This window comes from Rhodococcus yananensis, assembly GCF_020515525.1.
GTDB lineage: Bacteria > Actinomycetota > Actinomycetes > Mycobacteriales > Mycobacteriaceae > Rhodococcus > Rhodococcus yananensis.
Genome location: NZ_JAIYEP010000031.1, coordinates 14,515 through 30,007, shown reverse-complemented (window position 1 = coordinate 30,007; position 15,493 = coordinate 14,515). Strand labels below are relative to the sequence as shown.

Sequence of the window (15,493 nt, the reverse complement as noted above, 5' to 3'; positions counted from 1 at the left end):
GCGGTGCCGATCGAAGCGTCCGAGAAGTCTAGTTCGCGGCGAGCGTCCGTGCAGAATCCGGATGTCGTGGGCGCGGGTGCGGCCACCCGATCAGCGGGTGTCCGGCCGTCGACGTGCCAGCGCCTGTCCGGCGTCCTCCCGGGCCTTCTCTCCGAGATCGTGGGCGCGATCGGTCAGGTCGCGTGCCTTCTCGGTCAGGTCGAAGGCTCGCTCGGCGGCCTTCTCCTCGGCGCGGTGCGCCCACTCGGATCCTCGCTCGCGGGCGGTGTCCCACCACGACGATCCGTGTGCGCGTGCGGCGTCGGTGTATTCGGGTGCTCGGGTCTTGGCGAGGGCGAGTAGTTCGGTGCTGCGTTCGCGGGCGGATTCGGCGAGTTCCGGGGCGCGTTCGCGGGCCGCATCGAGCAGTTCGGTGCCGCGTTCGCGGGCGCGTTCGGCGAGTTCGGGTGCCTGTCGGGTCGCTGCGTCCACGAGGTGTCGGACCTCGGCCCGCTGGTTGTCGCCGTGATCGGAACCCACGTGGGGAAGTGCGGCGACGAGGCTCTGCTGGGCGTGCTCGGCCGCCTGGCGTCCACGCCAGCCCAGTGAAGGTTTGCCTTCGGTGTCGACCGCGGCGAGCAGCAGTCCGCCGAGCAGTCCGATGTTCTTGAGGAACTGGGTGCGCTGCTGTGCGCGTTGGGTGGGGTCGTCGACGTTCCAGAAGTCGTGCCCGGTGATGGTGGTGGGGACGACGCTGGTGGCCAGCGTGAGTGCGGCGATCCGCGGGGCCTTTCCGAGGGCGAGCAGCGTCCCGGCGCCCACCTGGATCGCCCCGTTGATCCGCACCATGTTCTCGGGTGCGGAGGGGAGGCGGTCGGCCACCGACGCGGGGACGGCGTCGAGCATCCGGTCGAGTCCGGGTTGTGCTGCAGCCACCTTCGCGGTGGGCTTCCGCAGCGCGTCGATACCTCCGACGATGAAGATGGACGCGAGCATCGGTCGGGCGAGTCTCCTGACGATCATGTCGACCCCGTTTCTGTCGTGCGGTGGGCGTGTCCCACCCTGGCACGGGTACCCGCCCCGGCGCCGGATATTCCCCTCGCGGTCGAATTCGGACGAGACGGAAAAGCATGAAATACCGAACTCTGCGGCCCCGGCAATCCAACCGACCCACAAGCGAGTGGGCGGGACCGACCCGGTCCGGCATCGTGCGTGAACTCCAACGCGCACTTGCCTGGTGGATCGGTGCCTGCTCGCTCAGCCATCACACCGTCCGAATACGGGACCCGACGGTCACCAGCCGCGCTCCTGCCATTCGGAGAGGAACGGGCGTTCGAGACCCAACGTGGTGTCCTTGCCGTGCCCCGGGTAGATGACGGTGTCGTCGCCGAATCGGCCGAACAGCTTCGTCTCGACGTCGTCGAGCAGCGAGGTGAACTCTTCAGGATTCGTTGTCCGCCCGATGCCCCCCGGGAACAGCGAGTCGCCGGTGAAGATGTGGTGTCGGCCGGTGCCGCGTTCGGTGAGCACCAGCGCAACCGAACCGGGGGTGTGCCCCGCCAGGTGGATCACCTCGAGGGAGGTCTCGCCGATCTGCACCGTGTCGCCCTCGTTCAGCAAGCGGTCGGGTGTGACGGGCAGCGGCCCCGCGTCGAGGGGATGCGCGGCGGTGGGCACCCGTGTCGCTGCGACAACCTGTTCGAGTCCTTGCCAGTGATCCCAGTGCTGGTGGGTGGTGACGATCAGGTCGAGTCCCGGTGCGTTGTCGCGCAGGAACGACACGAGAGTGTCGGGTTCGTTCGCGGCATCGATGAGGACCGATCGGCCGGTCGCCTCGTCGGTGACGAGGTACACGTTGTTGTTCATCGCGCCCACCGCCAGCTTGACGATGGTGGCGCCGGGAACGGTGCGGCGGTGTGCCGGGCCGCCGGGGGTCACGTCGCCGGTGTAGGACTCGTCGATGATCACGGGCTGCTCTGTCATGTCTGAACCGTACCGCCGCGCGGATACGGGAGGTGACCAGCGGCGCACCGGAACCTGTCGGTGCTCGCGCCTACGATGGCACAGGGCCCGTCGGGGGCTCGGTCGATGAGGAAGGAATCGGTGTGGCGGATCGATTGATCGTACGAGGCGCGCGCGAACACAACCTGCGCGGAGTCGACCTCGACCTGCCGCGCGACAGCCTCATCGTGTTCACCGGCCTGTCCGGATCGGGCAAGTCGAGCCTCGCATTCGACACGATCTTCGCCGAAGGTCAGCGGCGCTACGTCGAGTCCCTGTCGGCGTACGCGCGGCAGTTCCTCGGGCAGATGGACAAGCCGGACGTCGACTTCATCGAGGGCCTGTCGCCGGCGGTGTCGATCGACCAGAAGTCCACCAACCGCAACCCACGATCGACGGTCGGCACCATCACCGAGGTCTACGACTATCTGCGTCTGCTCTACGCACGCGCCGGCACCCCGCACTGCCCGGTGTGCGGTGAACGGATCGCGCGACAGACCCCGCAGCAGATCGTCGATCAGGTCCTCGCGATGGAACAGGGGCTGAGATTCCAGATCCTCGCGCCGGTCGTGCGCACCCGCAAGGGGGAGTTCGTCGACCTGTTCGAGCAACTCACCGTTCAGGGCTACTCGCGTGTGCGTGTCGACGGTGTGGTGCACCCGCTGTCCGACCCACCGAAGCTGAAGAAACAGGAGAAGCACGACATCGAGGTGGTCGTCGACCGTCTCGCAGTGAAGGCTTCGGCGAAACAGCGGCTGACCGATTCGATCGAAACCGCGCTGCGGCTGGCCGAAGGTGTCGTCGTGCTCGACTTCGTCGATCTCGACGAGGACGATCCGGGGCGCGAACGGCGTTTCTCCGAGAACCTCGCCTGTCCCAACGCGCACCCGCTCGCCATCGACGATCTCGAACCGCGATCGTTCTCGTTCAACTCCCCGTACGGTGCGTGCCCCGAATGCGCGGGTCTGGGGATCCGGAAAGAGGTCGATGTCGATCTCGTCGTCCCGGACCCGGATCGCAGCCTCGCCGAGGGTGCGATCGCACCGTGGTCGATGGGGCAGAGTTCCGAGTACTTCACGCGCTTGCTCACGGGTCTCGCCGATGTCATGGAGTTCGACATCGACACCCCCTGGAAGAAGTTGCCCACGAAGGTCCGCAAGGCCGTTCTGAACGGTAGCCACGAACAGGTCCACGTCCGATACAAGAACCGGTACGGGCGGGTGCGTTCCTACTATGCCGAGTTCGAGGGCGTCCTGCCGTTCCTGCACCGTCGGCTCGAGCAGTCCGAGTCGGAGCTGATGAAGGAACGCTACGACGGCTACATGCGCGACATCCCGTGTCCGGCCTGCGCAGGTACCCGACTGCGACCCGAGATCCTCGCGGTCACCGTCACGGCCGGTGACCTCGGCGCGAAGTCGATCGCCGAGGTGTGTGAACTCTCGATCGCCGACTGCGCCGTCTTCCTGGACGCCTTGACGCTCGGTTCGCGAGAGGCCGCGATCGCCGGACAGGTCCTCAGGGAGATCCAGGCCCGGCTCGGCTTCCTGCTCGACGTCGGGCTCGACTACCTGACGCTGTCGCGGGCGGCGGCGACACTGTCCGGTGGTGAGGCGCAACGGATTCGGCTCGCCACCCAGATCGGATCCGGGCTCGTCGGCGTGCTGTACGTGCTCGACGAACCGTCCATCGGCCTGCACCAGCGCGACAATCGGCGGTTGATCGACACCCTGACCCGGCTGCGGGATCTCGGCAACACCCTCATCGTCGTCGAACACGACGAGGACACCATCCGCACGTCCGACTGGGTCGTCGACATCGGCCCGCGCGCCGGTGAGCACGGCGGCCGTGTCGTGCACAGCGGAACCTACAAGGATCTGCTCGACAACACCGAATCTCTCACCGGTGCTTACCTTTCTGGTCGTGAGGCCATTCCGGTGCCAGGTGAACGCCGCGGCGTGGACGCCGGCCGAGAGGTCACCGTCGTCGGCGCCCGCGAGAACAATCTGCGCGGCATCGACGTGGCGTTCCCGCTCGGTGTGCTCACTTGCGTCACCGGGGTGTCCGGCTCCGGCAAGTCGACGCTCGTCAACGAGATCCTCGCCACCGTGATGGCCAACGAACTGAACCGGGCCCGCCAGGTGCCCGGGCGGCACACCCGGGTCGAGGGACTCGACCAGTTGGACAAGCTCGTACAGGTCGACCAGTCGCCGATCGGGCGCACACCGCGTTCGAACCCCGCCACGTACACGGGTGTCTTCGACAAGATCCGTACCCTGTTCGCCGCGACCACCGAGGCGAAGGTGCGCGGATACCAACCCGGACGGTTCTCGTTCAACGTCAAGGGCGGGCGCTGCGAGGCATGTTCGGGTGACGGCACCCTCAAGATCGAGATGAACTTCCTGCCCGACGTCTACGTGCCGTGCGAGGTGTGCCACGGCGCCCGCTACAACCGCGAGACACTCGAGGTGCACTACAAGGGCAAGACGATCGCCGAGGTCCTCGGCATGTCCATCGAGGAGGCCGCCGAGTTCTTCGAGCCGGTCACCTCCATCCATCGGTACCTCAGAACCCTCGTGGAGGTCGGGCTCGGCTACGTGCGGCTCGGTCAGCCCGCGACGACTCTGTCCGGTGGTGAGGCACAACGGGTCAAGCTTGCGGCGGAACTGCAGAAGCGATCCAACGGGCGCACCGTGTACGTGCTCGACGAACCCACCACCGGACTGCACTTCGAGGACATCCGCAAGCTCCTCGGCGTGATCAACGGTCTGGTCGACAAGGGCAACACCGTCATCGTCATCGAGCACAACCTCGACGTCATCAAGACCGCCGACTGGGTGATCGACATGGGGCCGGAAGGCGGTTCGGGTGGCGGCACCGTCGTGGCCTGCGGCACGCCCGAACACGTCGCGGGCGTCGAGTCGAGCTACACGGGCAGATTTCTGCGGGAGGCGCTGGCGGAGGAGGGGCAACCGGTACCGGTGACGACGGTCGCGGGGAAGGCGGCAACCCGGAAGGCAGCAACCGGGAAGAAGACCGCCGCGAAGAAGACTGCCGCGAAGGAGACGGTCGCGAAAAAGGCGGTCACGAAAAAGGCCACCGCGAAAAAGGTGCCGCCGAAGGAGGCGACCGTCCCGGTGCGGTGACCCGGCGCCACCTCCCGCGGTGGGGTCGATCACGGAACGGCGCTGCCTCCCGACGGAACTATTAGCATCGAACTAATAGTTCTATCGGGAGTGAGCGATGCCGAAACAGACCGTGGCCGTGATCGGGGGTGGCGTCACCGGACTGATCGCGGGTCGAGCCCTGGCGCGCTCGGGCCTGCACCCGGTGGTGTTCGAATCCTCCGAGCGGCTCGGCGGGCAGGTCCGCACCGTCCGGGTGGGTGGCCACGCCATCGATGTCGGCGCCGAATCATTGCACCGGATGGGTGCGACCATCCCGGGCCTCGACGACGACCCCGACCTCACCGCCGGACTGTGCACCGCCCGCGACTCGCACACCTGGGTGTACGCCGCGGGCCGGCTCCGCCGACTTCCCGCCGGAGTCGGACCCGGTGGGCCGACGAAGCTGCTGCCGGTGCTCGGCGCCCGAACCCTGTCTCCGTGCGGTGTCCTGCGGGCCGCGATGGAACCGCTCGTTCGTCGCGGGCCGCTGGACGGCGACGTCTCGGTCGGCGACCTGATCGGCCACCGATTCGGCCACGAGGTCGTCGAACGTCTCGTCGACCCACTGCTCGGCAGCCTGCACGGCGGTGACGTGCACCGCATCAGCGTCGGCGCGGCGTTACCGGAACTGGCCGCGACCGCGGCCCGACACCGTTCCCTGCTGCTGGCGCGCCGACCGGGTCGCCGCAGCCGTGGCCCGGTGCCCGAGTCGGTGAGTTTCCCGAAGGGGCTCGGTGAACTCGTCGACCGGCTCGCCGCAGACTCCCGACTCGACATCCGCACCGGTCACTCCGTGCGTTCGGTGCACCCTGTGGGTCCGCGCCATCGCCTCGACATCGACCGGGACGACACAGGCGGGGACGACCGGGACTTCGCCGACCGGGACTTCGATGCGGTCGTCCTGGCCGTCGGACCCCGTGCCGCAGCCCGAATCCTCGCTCGGACCAGCGCGGCAGCAGCCACCGAACTCGGCGGAGTCCGCGCCGCCTCCGTCAACACAGTGATCGCCGCGTTCCCCCGCACCGCGGGCGTCGCCGCCCTGCCGGGAACCGGTCTGCTCGTCTCCTCCCGCGAACCGTACCTGCTCAAGGCCGCAACCTTCCTCAGCGCGAAATGGGCACACCTCGACGACGGACCCGACGTGTACGTCCGGCTCTCCGCCGGGCGCATCACCGGACCGCAGATCGGCGACCTCGACGACACGGAGCTGACCGGTCGGTTGCTGGCGGACCTCACCGCCATCACCGGATTCGACGCCGTACCGACCGCCGTCCACGTGCAGCGGTGGCCACACACCTCGACCCAGCTCGAATCCGGACACGGCGACCGCATCGACCTCGCCGAGCAGCACCTGTCCGAGCACCCCGGACTGGTGCTCGCGGGCGCCGGCCACCGCGGCATCGGCCTGACCTCGTGCATCCGTTCGGGCCTGGCGGCGGCGGGTCGCGTCACGGCCCACCTCGACTCCGGCGCAGCATCCGCGCACCGGTACCTCGACGACGAACCGGGAGTTTCCGAATGTCCGTGATCCCCACACGTCCCGCGCGCACCGTACGGACCATGCGACACGATCCGAACGAGCGGCCGTTCATCGTGATCTGGGAGGTCACCCGGGCGTGTGCCCTCGCATGCGCTCATTGCCGCGCCGACGCCATCCGCGCGCGCAACCCACTCGAGTTGACGACGGTGGAAGGCTTCCGGTTGCTCGATCGGATCGCGGCATTCGGTACACCACGGCCCATCGTCGTGCTCACCGGCGGCGACCCCTTCGAGCGCCCCGACCTGCCCGAACTCGTGCGATACGGGACGGGGATCGGCCTGCACGTCGCCCTGTCGCCGTCGGTGACACCGCGGTTGACCGAACCGGTGCTGCGGGAGCTACACGACGCGGGAGCCACCGCCGTCTCGCTGTCCCTCGACGGGGCGACCGCGGCCGGTCACGACGGATTCCGGGGCATCGACGGGGTCTTCGACCGCACGTTGCAGGCCGCGCGGACCGTGAAGGATGTGGGCTACCGGCTGCAGATCAACACCACCGTCACCGCGGGCAACGCGCACGAACTCCCGGACATCCTCGCGACCGTGGTGGACCTCGGTGCGTCGCTCTGGTCGGTGTTCTTCCTGGTACCGACCGGGCGCGGCTCCCGGCTCGGTCCGCTGGATCCCGCCGGTGTGGAGGACGTGCTGCACTGGCTGCACGACGTCGGCGATCAGGTGGCGATCAAGACCACCGAGGCACCGCACTTTCGGCGGGTGGCGCTGCAGCGGGCGGCGGGCACGGTCCACCGGCCGGGCCCACTCGGGGAACGGCTGCGCGTCGCCACCTCTGCGTCCGGCGGGGTGCGAACCCGTCCCGCCCGCCCACCGATGGACGTCAACGCCGGTCGCGGTTTCGCGTTCATCGACCACCTGGGGGACGTGTATCCCAGCGGATTTCTGCCGGTCGTGGCCGGATCGGTCCGCGAACAACACTTCGACGACATCTACCGCACCTCGCCGGTGATGCGGGCACTGCGCGACCCGGACGGTTTCGGCGGGAAGTGCGGCCTATGCGAGTACCGGCAGGTGTGCGGGGGGTCCCGTTCGCATGCGTACGCGGTGACCGGCGACCTGTTGGCGGCCGACCCGGCGTGCGTCTACGAGCCGTCGGCGACGCGCGACTGATCGGGACCGGACCCGCGGGGCTGCCCGGTCAGCATCGCATCGACCGCCGCGATGTCGGCGAACGTGACCGATTCGAGGCTGCGGCGGAAGGCGCCCTGCGCACTCGACCAGTAGCGGTGGAGAGCGCATTCCTGCTCCCACCCGCAGGGCCTGCCCTCGAGGATGCAGCGTGGGGGTTCGTCATCGGAGTCGACCGCGTCGACGACCTCGAGCAGCGTGATGCGCTCGGCGGGCCGGGCGAGGCGGTAACCGCCGTTCGGTCCTGCGATCGAGTCGATCACGCCGGTGGCGACCAGCCGCGCGAGGATCTGCGGTAGGTAGTTGAGCGGAATCGACATCTCCGTGGCGATCTCGCGGGTCTTGCGCCGCGACGAGCCGTCCGTGTCGGCTGCGGTCGTGGGGCGCGCGAGGGCGACCACGGCGCGGACCGCGTAGTCGCCCCGCTTCCCGAGTTGCACGCGCATGTATCGAACGTACCGCCGGGTGGAGCCCGGCCGGGTGAGGGGAGCGGTCAGTACACCGGGCCGGTGTACTTCTCGCCGGGGCCCTTGCCGGGCTCGTCGGGGACCACCGACGCCTCGCGGAACGCGCGTTGCAGGGCCTGCAGGCCCTCCCGGAGTGGGCCGGCGTGCGGCCCGAGATACTCGAGGGACGAGGTGATCAGCCCCGCCAGCGCGGTGATCACCCGCCGAGCCTCGTCCAGGTCGCGGTGCGTGCCGGCGTCGGGATCCTCGTCGGCGAGTCCGAGTTTCTCGGCGGCCGAACTCATCAGCATCACCGCGGCGCGGCTGATGACCTCGATTGCGGGGATCTCGGCGAGTTCGCGCACGCCGTCGCCGTCGGCGATACCGTCGCGGTCGACCGCGGGGGTGTCCGGGTTGTCGCTCATGAGTGCAGCATCCCACCACCCGGGAAACCCGCGGGCGACGGGGCACACGATTCGAGGTCGACGTGCCGGTTTGCTAGACTCGATCCCACGACCGCCTGCGCACATCCGCGCGGGCAGCAAGTGGAGTCCGACTCCCACCTCTGGCGGCGTCTCGACGCGGCCCAGTGGTCCGGTCCATCGCGACATCCGTCGTGATGTCCGCCCCGTGACGGGGTGGACGTGTTCACGGTATCGGCCGTGTGTACGTGACCGGTCGGTACGGACCCCGCGCGGTGCCTCGGCATCGGAGCGGGGTTTTTTCGTCCGGGGATCCGGGTCCGCCTGTTGCGGTGCGGTCACGACGACCACACCGCAGTTTCTACCTAGGAGGCCCCATCAGCGCTGAGACCCGCATCAACGAGCGCATCCGAGTTCCCGAGGTCCGACTCGTCGGCCCAGGAGGGGAACAGGTCGGAATCGTGCGTGTAGAAGATGCACTCCGCCTGGCATACGAAGCCGACCTCGATCTGGTCGAGGTGGCCCCCGACGCCCGTCCGCCGGTCTGCAAGATCATGGACTACGGCAAGTTCAAGTACGAGGCTGCGCAGAAGGCGCGCGAATCGCGCAAGAACCAGCAGCAGACCGTGATCAAGGAGCAGAAGCTCCGTCCCAAGATCGACGACCACGACTACGAGACGAAGAAGAAGAACGTCGTCCGATTCCTCGAGGCCGGGTCGAAGGTCAAGGTGACCATCATGTTCCGCGGCCGCGAGCAGTCCCGTCCCGAACTCGGGTTCCGGCTGCTGCAGCGCCTCGGAGCCGACGTCGCCGAACTGGGGTTCATCGAGACCGCACCGAAGCAGGACGGCCGCAACATGACCATGGTGCTGGCCCCGCACAAGGGCGCCAAGACCCGAGTCAAGGCCCAGCAGGCCGCGAACGCTGCACCGGCGAAGCCCGCCGCGAAGCCCGCTGCTGCCGACGCCGCGCAGGCACCCGAGGCCGGCGGCACACAGACCAGCTGACCGCTCCGGCAGCACATCCGGTGCTGCGGGAGCACCGATGTACACACGACAGAACTGAGGACCCCATGCCCAAGTCGAAGACCCACAGCGGCACCGCGAAGCGATTCAAGGTGTCCGGTAGCGGAAAGATCCTGCGCCAGAAGGCCGGTCGCCGCCACCTGCTCGAGCACAAGTCCTCGCGCGTGACCCGTCGCCTCGACGGCAAGGCCGAGGTCGCCGCCGCCGACGTGCCCCGCATCAAGCGCCTGCTCGACATCTGAGCATTCCCGACCGATCCACCCCGGGGACGACGACGCATCTCGTCCCCCGAACCTGACAGGACATACCAGTGGCACGCGTGAAGAGGGCCGTCAACGCCCAGAAGAAGCGCCGTTCGATTCTCGAGGCCTCCAAGGGCTACCGCGGGCAGCGCTCGCGCCTGTACCGCAAGGCCAAGGAGCAGCAGCTTCACTCGCTGACCTACGCCTACCGCGACCGTCGCGCCCGCAAGGGGGACTTCCGCAAGCTGTGGATCAGCCGCATCAACGCCGCGGCCCGCGCCAACGACATCACCTACAACCGGTTCATCCAGGGCCTGAAGGCCGCCGGTGTCGAGGTGGACCGTAAGAACCTCGCGGAGATCGCCGTGTCCGACGCCGAGGCGTTCGCCGGCCTGGTGGCCGTGGCCAAGGCCGCGCTGCCGGCCGACGTCAACGCTCCCGCTGCCTGAGCGCGACGCTGAACGACGACACAGCACAGGAACGGCCCGTGGACACGCTCACCGAGCGCACACCGCGGGTCGTTTCCGCTGTCAAACTGCTCCGCGCCGCCGACCGCCGCAAGGCGGGACGGTTCCTTGCCGAGGGAGAGAACTCCGTCGGCGAGGCGCTCGGCTCCGCCACCGTCCACGAAGTGTTCGTCACGGCGGCTGCCGCCGACCGGTACCGCGACGTCGTTGCTCGGGCCCGTGACCTCGGTGTCCGCGTGTCGACGGTCACCGACCGTGCCGCGGCGCGCCTGTCCGACACGGTCACCCCGCCGGGGCTCGTCGCGGTCTGCGACACCGTGGACGTCACCCTCGACGTCGCGTTGAGTGCGAATCCGCGGCTTCTCGCCGTCCCCGTGGGGATCGGGGAACCGGGTAACGCCGGCACCGTCATCCGGGTCGCCGACGCCGTCGGTGCCGATGCGGTCGTCCTCGCCGGCGACAGCGTCGACCCGCACAACGGCAAGTGTGTGCGATCGTCGGCCGGCAGCGTGTTCCACCTGCCGCTGGCCCGCGAGCGTGACACGGGTCTGGTTCTCGACACCGTCCGGGACGCCGGCGTGCAGATCCTCGCGACCGCCGCCGACGGGGACGTCGACCTCGACGACGCCGACGACCTGCTCGCCGCACCCACGGCGTGGCTGTTCGGTAACGAGGCGCACGGACTCGACCCGGAGATCGCCGCGCGTGCCGACCATCGGGTGCGCATCCCCATCCGTGGCCGTGCCGAATCGCTGAACCTCGCGACCGCCGCCGCGATCTGCCTGTATGCCAGCGCCCGGGTGCAGCACAGGGCACCCGGCCCCATCGCATAGGATTTCGGGTGCGGCCTGCGCCGCACCCGACGTCACCCACCGACGAAGATCCGTTCGCACGAAGAAGGAGTTGCACCGGTCGTGGCCAAGAAAGAGGGCGGCACCCCGCCGGCAGTCGATCCCAGCGCCCTGACCGAGGACGCACTCGCCGCGGCCGAGAAGGCCGCCCTCGCCGCGTTCGACGCCGCCACCGATCTCGACTCGCTCGCGCAGGCCAAGATCGATCACCTCGGCGATCGGGCTCCGGTGTCGCTCGCGAAGCGGGCGCTCGGATCCCTGCCCGGTCCCGAGCGTGCCGACGCCGGCAAGCGTGTCAACGCGCATCGCGGTGCCGTGCAGGCCGCGTTCGACGCCCGCAAGGAACGACTGCAGGCCGAACGCGACGCCGCCGTACTCGTCGCCGAGGCGATCGACGTCACCCTGCCCGCGGGCCGGCGCGCGCTCGGCGCACGGCATCCGATCAGCATCATCTCCGACCAGGTGTCCGACGTGTTCGTCGCGATGGGCTGGGAGATCGCCGAAGGCCCCGAGGTCGAGACCGAGCACTACAACTTCGACGCTCTCAACTTCCTGCCCGACCATCCGGCCCGCACGATGCAGGACACCTTCCACGTCGCGCCGGAGGGGTCCCGGCAGGTGTTGCGCACCCACACCTCGCCGGTTCAGGTCCGCACGATGCTCTCGCGCGACATCCCGATCTACGTGGTGTGCCCCGGGCGGACCTTCCGGACCGACGAACTCGACGCCACCCACACGCCCGTGTTCTCGCAGATCGAGGGGCTCGCGATCGACAAGGGCCTGACCATGGCGCATCTGAAGGGAACCCTCGACGCGTTCGCCCGCGCCCTGTTCGGCCCCGAGACCACCACGCGGATGCGGCCCAACTACTTCCCGTTCACCGAACCGTCGGCCGAGGTGGACGTGTGGTTCCCGAACAAGAAGGGTGGCGCCGGCTGGGTCGAATGGGGTGGCTGCGGCATGGTCAACCCGAACGTGCTTCGCGCTTCCGGCATCGACCCCGACGAGTACAGCGGTTTCGCCTTCGGGATGGGCCTCGAACGCACCCTGCAGTTCCGCAACGGCATCTCCGACATGCGCGACATCGTCGAGGGTGACATCCGGTTCACCCTGCCGTTCGGCACTGCCGGCTGACCGCCGGACACCGACACCTGCCGAAGACCGACATCGAACGAGAAAGCTGAGCTCACGTGCGAGTAGCGCAATCCTGGCTGGCGGAGATCCTGCAGCGTTCCACCCCGGGGTGGAACGTGACCGCGGAGGAACTCGACGCGGGATTCGTCCGGGTCGGTCTCGAGGTCGAGGACATCGAGACCCCGGCCCGCGTCGAACACCTGGTCGTCGGCCGGGTTGCAGAGATCACCGAACTCGAAGGCTTCAAGAAGCCCATCCGGTTCTGCCGGGTCGAGGTGGGGGAGGCCGAACCCCGCGGAATCGTGTGCGGTGCCCGCAACTTCGCCGAAGGCGACCTGATCGTCGCCGCGCTGCCCGGCGCGGTCCTGCCCGGTGGGTTCGCGATCGCCTCCCGCAAGACCTACGGGAAGATCTCCGACGGCATGATCTGCTCCGTTGCCGAACTGGGCATCGGCCACGATCATTCCGGCATCCTGGTCCTCGAACCGGGGTCGGCGCAGCCCGGTGACGACGCCAACGACCTGCTGGGTCTCGGCGACACCCTGATCGAACTGAACATCACACCCGATCGCGGCTACTGCTTCTCCGTCCGCGGCCTCACCCGCGAACTCGCCTGCGGATTCGACCTCGAGTTCACCGACCCCGCGCTGGTCGCACCGCTGCCGTCCGACGGTGGTGAGGCGTACCCGATCCGGCTCGAACCCGAATCGGGCGCGATCCGGTTCGCGGCGCGCAAGGTCACCGGGATCGACCCGAAGGCCGTGTCGCCGTGGTGGTTGCAGCGCCGCCTGCTCACCGCCGGTGTCCGCCCGATCTCCCCGGCCGTGGACGTCACCAACTACGTGATGCTCGAACTCGGCCAGCCGCTGCACGCCTTCGACGCGGCGACGCTGCAGGGTGAACTCGTGATCCGCCGTGCGAAGGCGGGCGAGAAGCTCACCACCCTCGACGGTGTCGAACGTGTCCTCGATCCGGAGGATGTCGTCATCACCGACGACAGCGGTGTGATCTCGCTGGCCGGAATCATGGGCGGTGCCACCACCGAGGTCGGCGACGACACCGTCGACGTGCTGCTCGAGGCGGCCACCTGGGATCCGCTTGCGGTGTTCCGCGGCAACCGCCGGCACAAGCTGACCAGCGAAGCGGGCAAGCGATTCGAACGCACCGTCGACCCGGAAGTGGCGCTGCCCGCGCTCGACCGCGCCGCAGCGTTGCTCACCTCGATCGCCGGGGGCCGAGTGGAGCCCACCCTGACGGATATCGCGGTGCCCACCTCGATGCCGTCGATCCACATGGACATCGATCTGCCGGACCGGGTGGCCGGTGTCGCCTACGCGAACGGTACCGCCGCCCGCCGCCTCACCCAGATCGGATGCGCCGTCGAGGTGGGAGTCGGCGACGACGGACACGGTCAGCTCGTGGTGACACCACCGACCTGGCGTCCCGACCTGACCCAGCCCGCCGACCTCGTCGAGGAGGTGCTGCGTCTCGAAGGGCTCGATCTGATCCCGTCGGTGCTGCCCGCGGCCCCGGCAGGCCGGGGGTTGACCCCGAGCCAGAAACGACGTCGCGCGGTCGGCCGGTCGCTCGCGAACGATGGACACGTCGAGGTGCTCGCCCCGGTGTTCCTGCCCGCCGGAGTGTTCGACACGTGGGGGCTGGACGCGGACGATCCACGCCGGAGCACCACCCGTGTCCTCAACCCGCTCGAATCCGACCGTCCCGAACTGGCGACCACCCTCGTGCCCGGACTGCTCGAGGTGCTCGCCCGCAATGTGTCCCGTGGTCAGCGCGATCTGTCGCTGTTCTCGATCGCGCAGGTGGTGTGTCCGGGCCCCGACACGGGTCGCGTCGATGCGCTGCCCGTCGACCGGCGTCCCACGGACGACGAGATCGCGCGACTCGACGCGTCCCTCCCGGCGCAGCCCGTCCACATCGGTGGTGTGCTGACCGGGCTGCGTGAGCCGTCCGGTCCGTGGGGTGCCGGTCGGGCGGTGGAAGCGGCGGACGCGTTCGCCGCGGCCGATGTCGTCGCACGTGCGGCCGGGGTGTCCCTCGAACGCCGGGCCGCGCAGTACCTGCCGTGGCATCCGGGACGCTGCGCAGAACTGCTCGTCGACGGTGCCGTCGTGGGGCACGCGGGGGAACTGCACCCGGCGGTCCTCGAACGTGCCGGGCTTCCGCCGCGCACCTGCGCGTACGAACTGGATCTCGATGCGTTGCCGATCGTCGAATCGTTGCCCGCGCCGGTGGTGTCGCCCTTCCCCGCGGTGTTGCAGGACGTCGCGGTGGTCGTCGCCGACGACGTTCCCGCCGCGAGCGTGGAGTCCGCGTTGCGGGGCGGCGGCGGTGAGTTGCTCGAGGACGTTCGTCTGTTCGACGTGTTCACCGGCGCGCAGGTGGGGGAGGGGCGCAAGTCCCTGGCGTTCGCGCTGCGGTTCCGCGCCTACGACCGGACGCTGACCGAGGACGAAGCGAGCGAGGCGCGCGATGCCGCCGTGGCGGCTGCGGCAGCAGCGGTGGGCGCGGAGTTGCGGAGCTGACGGGTGCGTCGGATGGTCGCGGGGACGTAGCCTGGGGTCATGACCACGGACGAGTCGACCCCGGGCCGGGAGCCGGATCCGGACCGGCCTGATGAACCGGTCCCCGACGTGACGCCGGCGGGTCCGGAGACGCCGTCGGTGCCGGACGTACCCCCGGCCCCCGACATTCCGGATGTGCCGCCGATCGTTCCCGAACCGAGTCCCGAGCCCGACATCACCGGTGTCGGACCGGGGCCGGTGACGCCGACGATCGAGGAGGTCACCGGCTACACCGCGTCGGGTGTACCGACCTTCGATTCGGTGCGGGAGAAGATCGAGCGCCGCGTGGGAACGGCCATCGGATCCGAGGAGCTGGCACGCGAGTCGGAATCGGGCCGGACCCTCGAGGAGCAGTACGAGGACCGCAAGAAGGCTGCCGCGGACAAACTCGCCGAGATCCGCCGTTCGATGGGTCGCTGACCCGCCCCGCCGGCCGGTCCCGCCGGCCGGTCCCGCTGTGCCCGTCGCCCTCGGGCTCCGCCCGCCGCCGAGCGAATG

General features: G+C 69.1%; 14 protein-coding genes. 10 read left to right on the top strand and 4 right to left on the bottom strand.

The genetic code is table 11. The annotated features are described in order from the left end of the window. Positions 1–90: 90 nt before the first annotated feature. Entirely contained in the window at positions 91–1,002 is a 912-nt protein-coding gene (locus tag LDQ05_RS09850) for a DoxX family protein (RefSeq protein ID WP_226436762.1), read from the bottom strand. Between the two features lie 270 nt (positions 1,003–1,272). Continuing rightward, entirely contained in the window at positions 1,273–1,962 is a 690-nt protein-coding gene (locus LDQ05_RS09845) for an MBL fold metallo-hydrolase (RefSeq protein WP_226436760.1), read from the bottom strand. Positions 1,963–2,084: 122 nt separating this feature from the next. Between LDQ05_RS09845 and uvrA the strand changes: the two genes are divergently transcribed. The 3 genes from uvrA to LDQ05_RS09830 all read left to right on the top strand — a co-directional run bounded on the left by uvrA (position 2,085) and on the right by LDQ05_RS09830 (position 7,808). Next, complete coding sequence (uvrA, locus tag LDQ05_RS09840) at positions 2,085–5,123, top strand: excinuclease ABC subunit UvrA (RefSeq protein WP_226436759.1); 3,039 nt, start codon at positions 2,085–2,087, stop codon at positions 5,121–5,123. 97 nt (positions 5,124–5,220) lie between these two features. Then, on the top strand, positions 5,221–6,672 hold the full coding sequence (gene hemG, locus LDQ05_RS09835; protein ID WP_226436757.1) for a protoporphyrinogen oxidase: 1,452 nt from the start codon (positions 5,221–5,223) through the stop codon (positions 6,670–6,672). A gap of 32 nt (positions 6,673–6,704) precedes the next feature. Beyond that, a complete protein-coding gene (locus LDQ05_RS09830) occupies positions 6,705–7,808 on the top strand; it encodes a TIGR04053 family radical SAM/SPASM domain-containing protein (RefSeq protein ID WP_226436756.1) in 1,104 nt (367 codons plus the stop codon). Here the strand turns inward: LDQ05_RS09830 and LDQ05_RS09825 are convergent. Together LDQ05_RS09825 and LDQ05_RS09820 are read right to left on the bottom strand one after the other, a co-directional pair. After that, positions 7,781–8,272, bottom strand: coding sequence for an RrF2 family transcriptional regulator (locus LDQ05_RS09825; protein ID WP_226436755.1), 492 nt, complete (start codon positions 8,270–8,272; stop codon positions 7,781–7,783). The two genes, LDQ05_RS09830 and LDQ05_RS09825, sit on opposite strands and share 28 nt — an antisense overlap. A 47-nt stretch (positions 8,273–8,319) precedes the next feature. Beyond that, complete coding sequence (locus tag LDQ05_RS09820) at positions 8,320–8,697, bottom strand: DUF1844 domain-containing protein (RefSeq protein WP_226436754.1); 378 nt, start codon at positions 8,695–8,697, stop codon at positions 8,320–8,322. Between the two features lie 329 nt (positions 8,698–9,026). On the opposite strand from LDQ05_RS09820, the gene infC reads away from it, so the two are divergent. The 7 genes from infC to LDQ05_RS09785 all read left to right on the top strand — a co-directional run bounded on the left by infC (position 9,027) and on the right by LDQ05_RS09785 (position 15,415). Beyond that, on the top strand, positions 9,027–9,701 hold the full coding sequence (infC, locus tag LDQ05_RS09815) for a translation initiation factor IF-3 (protein WP_226436753.1): 675 nt from the start codon (positions 9,027–9,029) through the stop codon (positions 9,699–9,701). Positions 9,702–9,766: 65 nt separating this feature from the next. After that, positions 9,767–9,961: a 50S ribosomal protein L35 gene (gene rpmI, locus LDQ05_RS09810; RefSeq protein ID WP_226436752.1), complete on the top strand. Its 195-nt coding sequence runs from the start codon at positions 9,767–9,769 to the stop codon at positions 9,959–9,961. A 68-nt stretch (positions 9,962–10,029) separates the two neighbouring features. Beyond that, positions 10,030–10,410: a 50S ribosomal protein L20 gene (rplT, locus tag LDQ05_RS09805; RefSeq protein ID WP_226436751.1), complete on the top strand. Its 381-nt coding sequence runs from the start codon at positions 10,030–10,032 to the stop codon at positions 10,408–10,410. Positions 10,411–10,448: 38 nt separating this feature from the next. Then, complete coding sequence (locus LDQ05_RS09800) at positions 10,449–11,261, top strand: TrmH family RNA methyltransferase (protein ID WP_226436750.1); 813 nt, start codon at positions 10,449–10,451, stop codon at positions 11,259–11,261. Positions 11,262–11,342: 81 nt separating this feature from the next. Next, complete coding sequence (gene pheS / locus LDQ05_RS09795; RefSeq protein ID WP_226436749.1) at positions 11,343–12,413, top strand: phenylalanine--tRNA ligase subunit alpha; 1,071 nt, start codon at positions 11,343–11,345, stop codon at positions 12,411–12,413. A gap of 56 nt (positions 12,414–12,469) precedes the next feature. Further along, positions 12,470–14,956, top strand: a complete 2,487-nt coding sequence (gene pheT / locus LDQ05_RS09790; RefSeq protein ID WP_226436748.1) for a phenylalanine--tRNA ligase subunit beta — start codon at positions 12,470–12,472, stop codon at positions 14,954–14,956. Between the two features lie 39 nt (positions 14,957–14,995). Continuing rightward, positions 14,996–15,415 carry a hypothetical protein gene (locus tag LDQ05_RS09785; protein ID WP_226436747.1) on the top strand — a complete coding sequence of 140 codons (420 nt, stop codon included), beginning with the start codon at positions 14,996–14,998 and terminating at the stop codon, positions 15,413–15,415. Positions 15,416–15,493 lie beyond the last annotated feature (78 nt).

Coding starts and splice junctions, on each gene's coding strand:
- LDQ05_RS09785 (WP_226436747.1), top strand. CDS start 14,996: ATGACCACGGACGAGTCGACCCCGGGCCGGGAGCCGGATCCGGACCGG.
- LDQ05_RS09830 (WP_226436756.1), top strand. CDS start 6,705: ATGCGACACGATCCGAACGAGCGGCCGTTCATCGTGATCTGGGAGGTC.
- LDQ05_RS09825 (WP_226436755.1), bottom strand. CDS start 8,272: ATGCGCGTGCAACTCGGGAAGCGGGGCGACTACGCGGTCCGCGCCGTG.
- rpmI (WP_226436752.1), top strand. CDS start 9,767: ATGCCCAAGTCGAAGACCCACAGCGGCACCGCGAAGCGATTCAAGGTG.
- LDQ05_RS09845 (WP_226436760.1), bottom strand. CDS start 1,962: ATGACAGAGCAGCCCGTGATCATCGACGAGTCCTACACCGGCGACGTG.
- LDQ05_RS09850 (WP_226436762.1), bottom strand. CDS start 1,002: ATGATCGTCAGGAGACTCGCCCGACCGATGCTCGCGTCCATCTTCATC.
- hemG (WP_226436757.1), top strand. CDS start 5,221: ATGCCGAAACAGACCGTGGCCGTGATCGGGGGTGGCGTCACCGGACTG.
- LDQ05_RS09820 (WP_226436754.1), bottom strand. CDS start 8,697: ATGAGCGACAACCCGGACACCCCCGCGGTCGACCGCGACGGTATCGCC.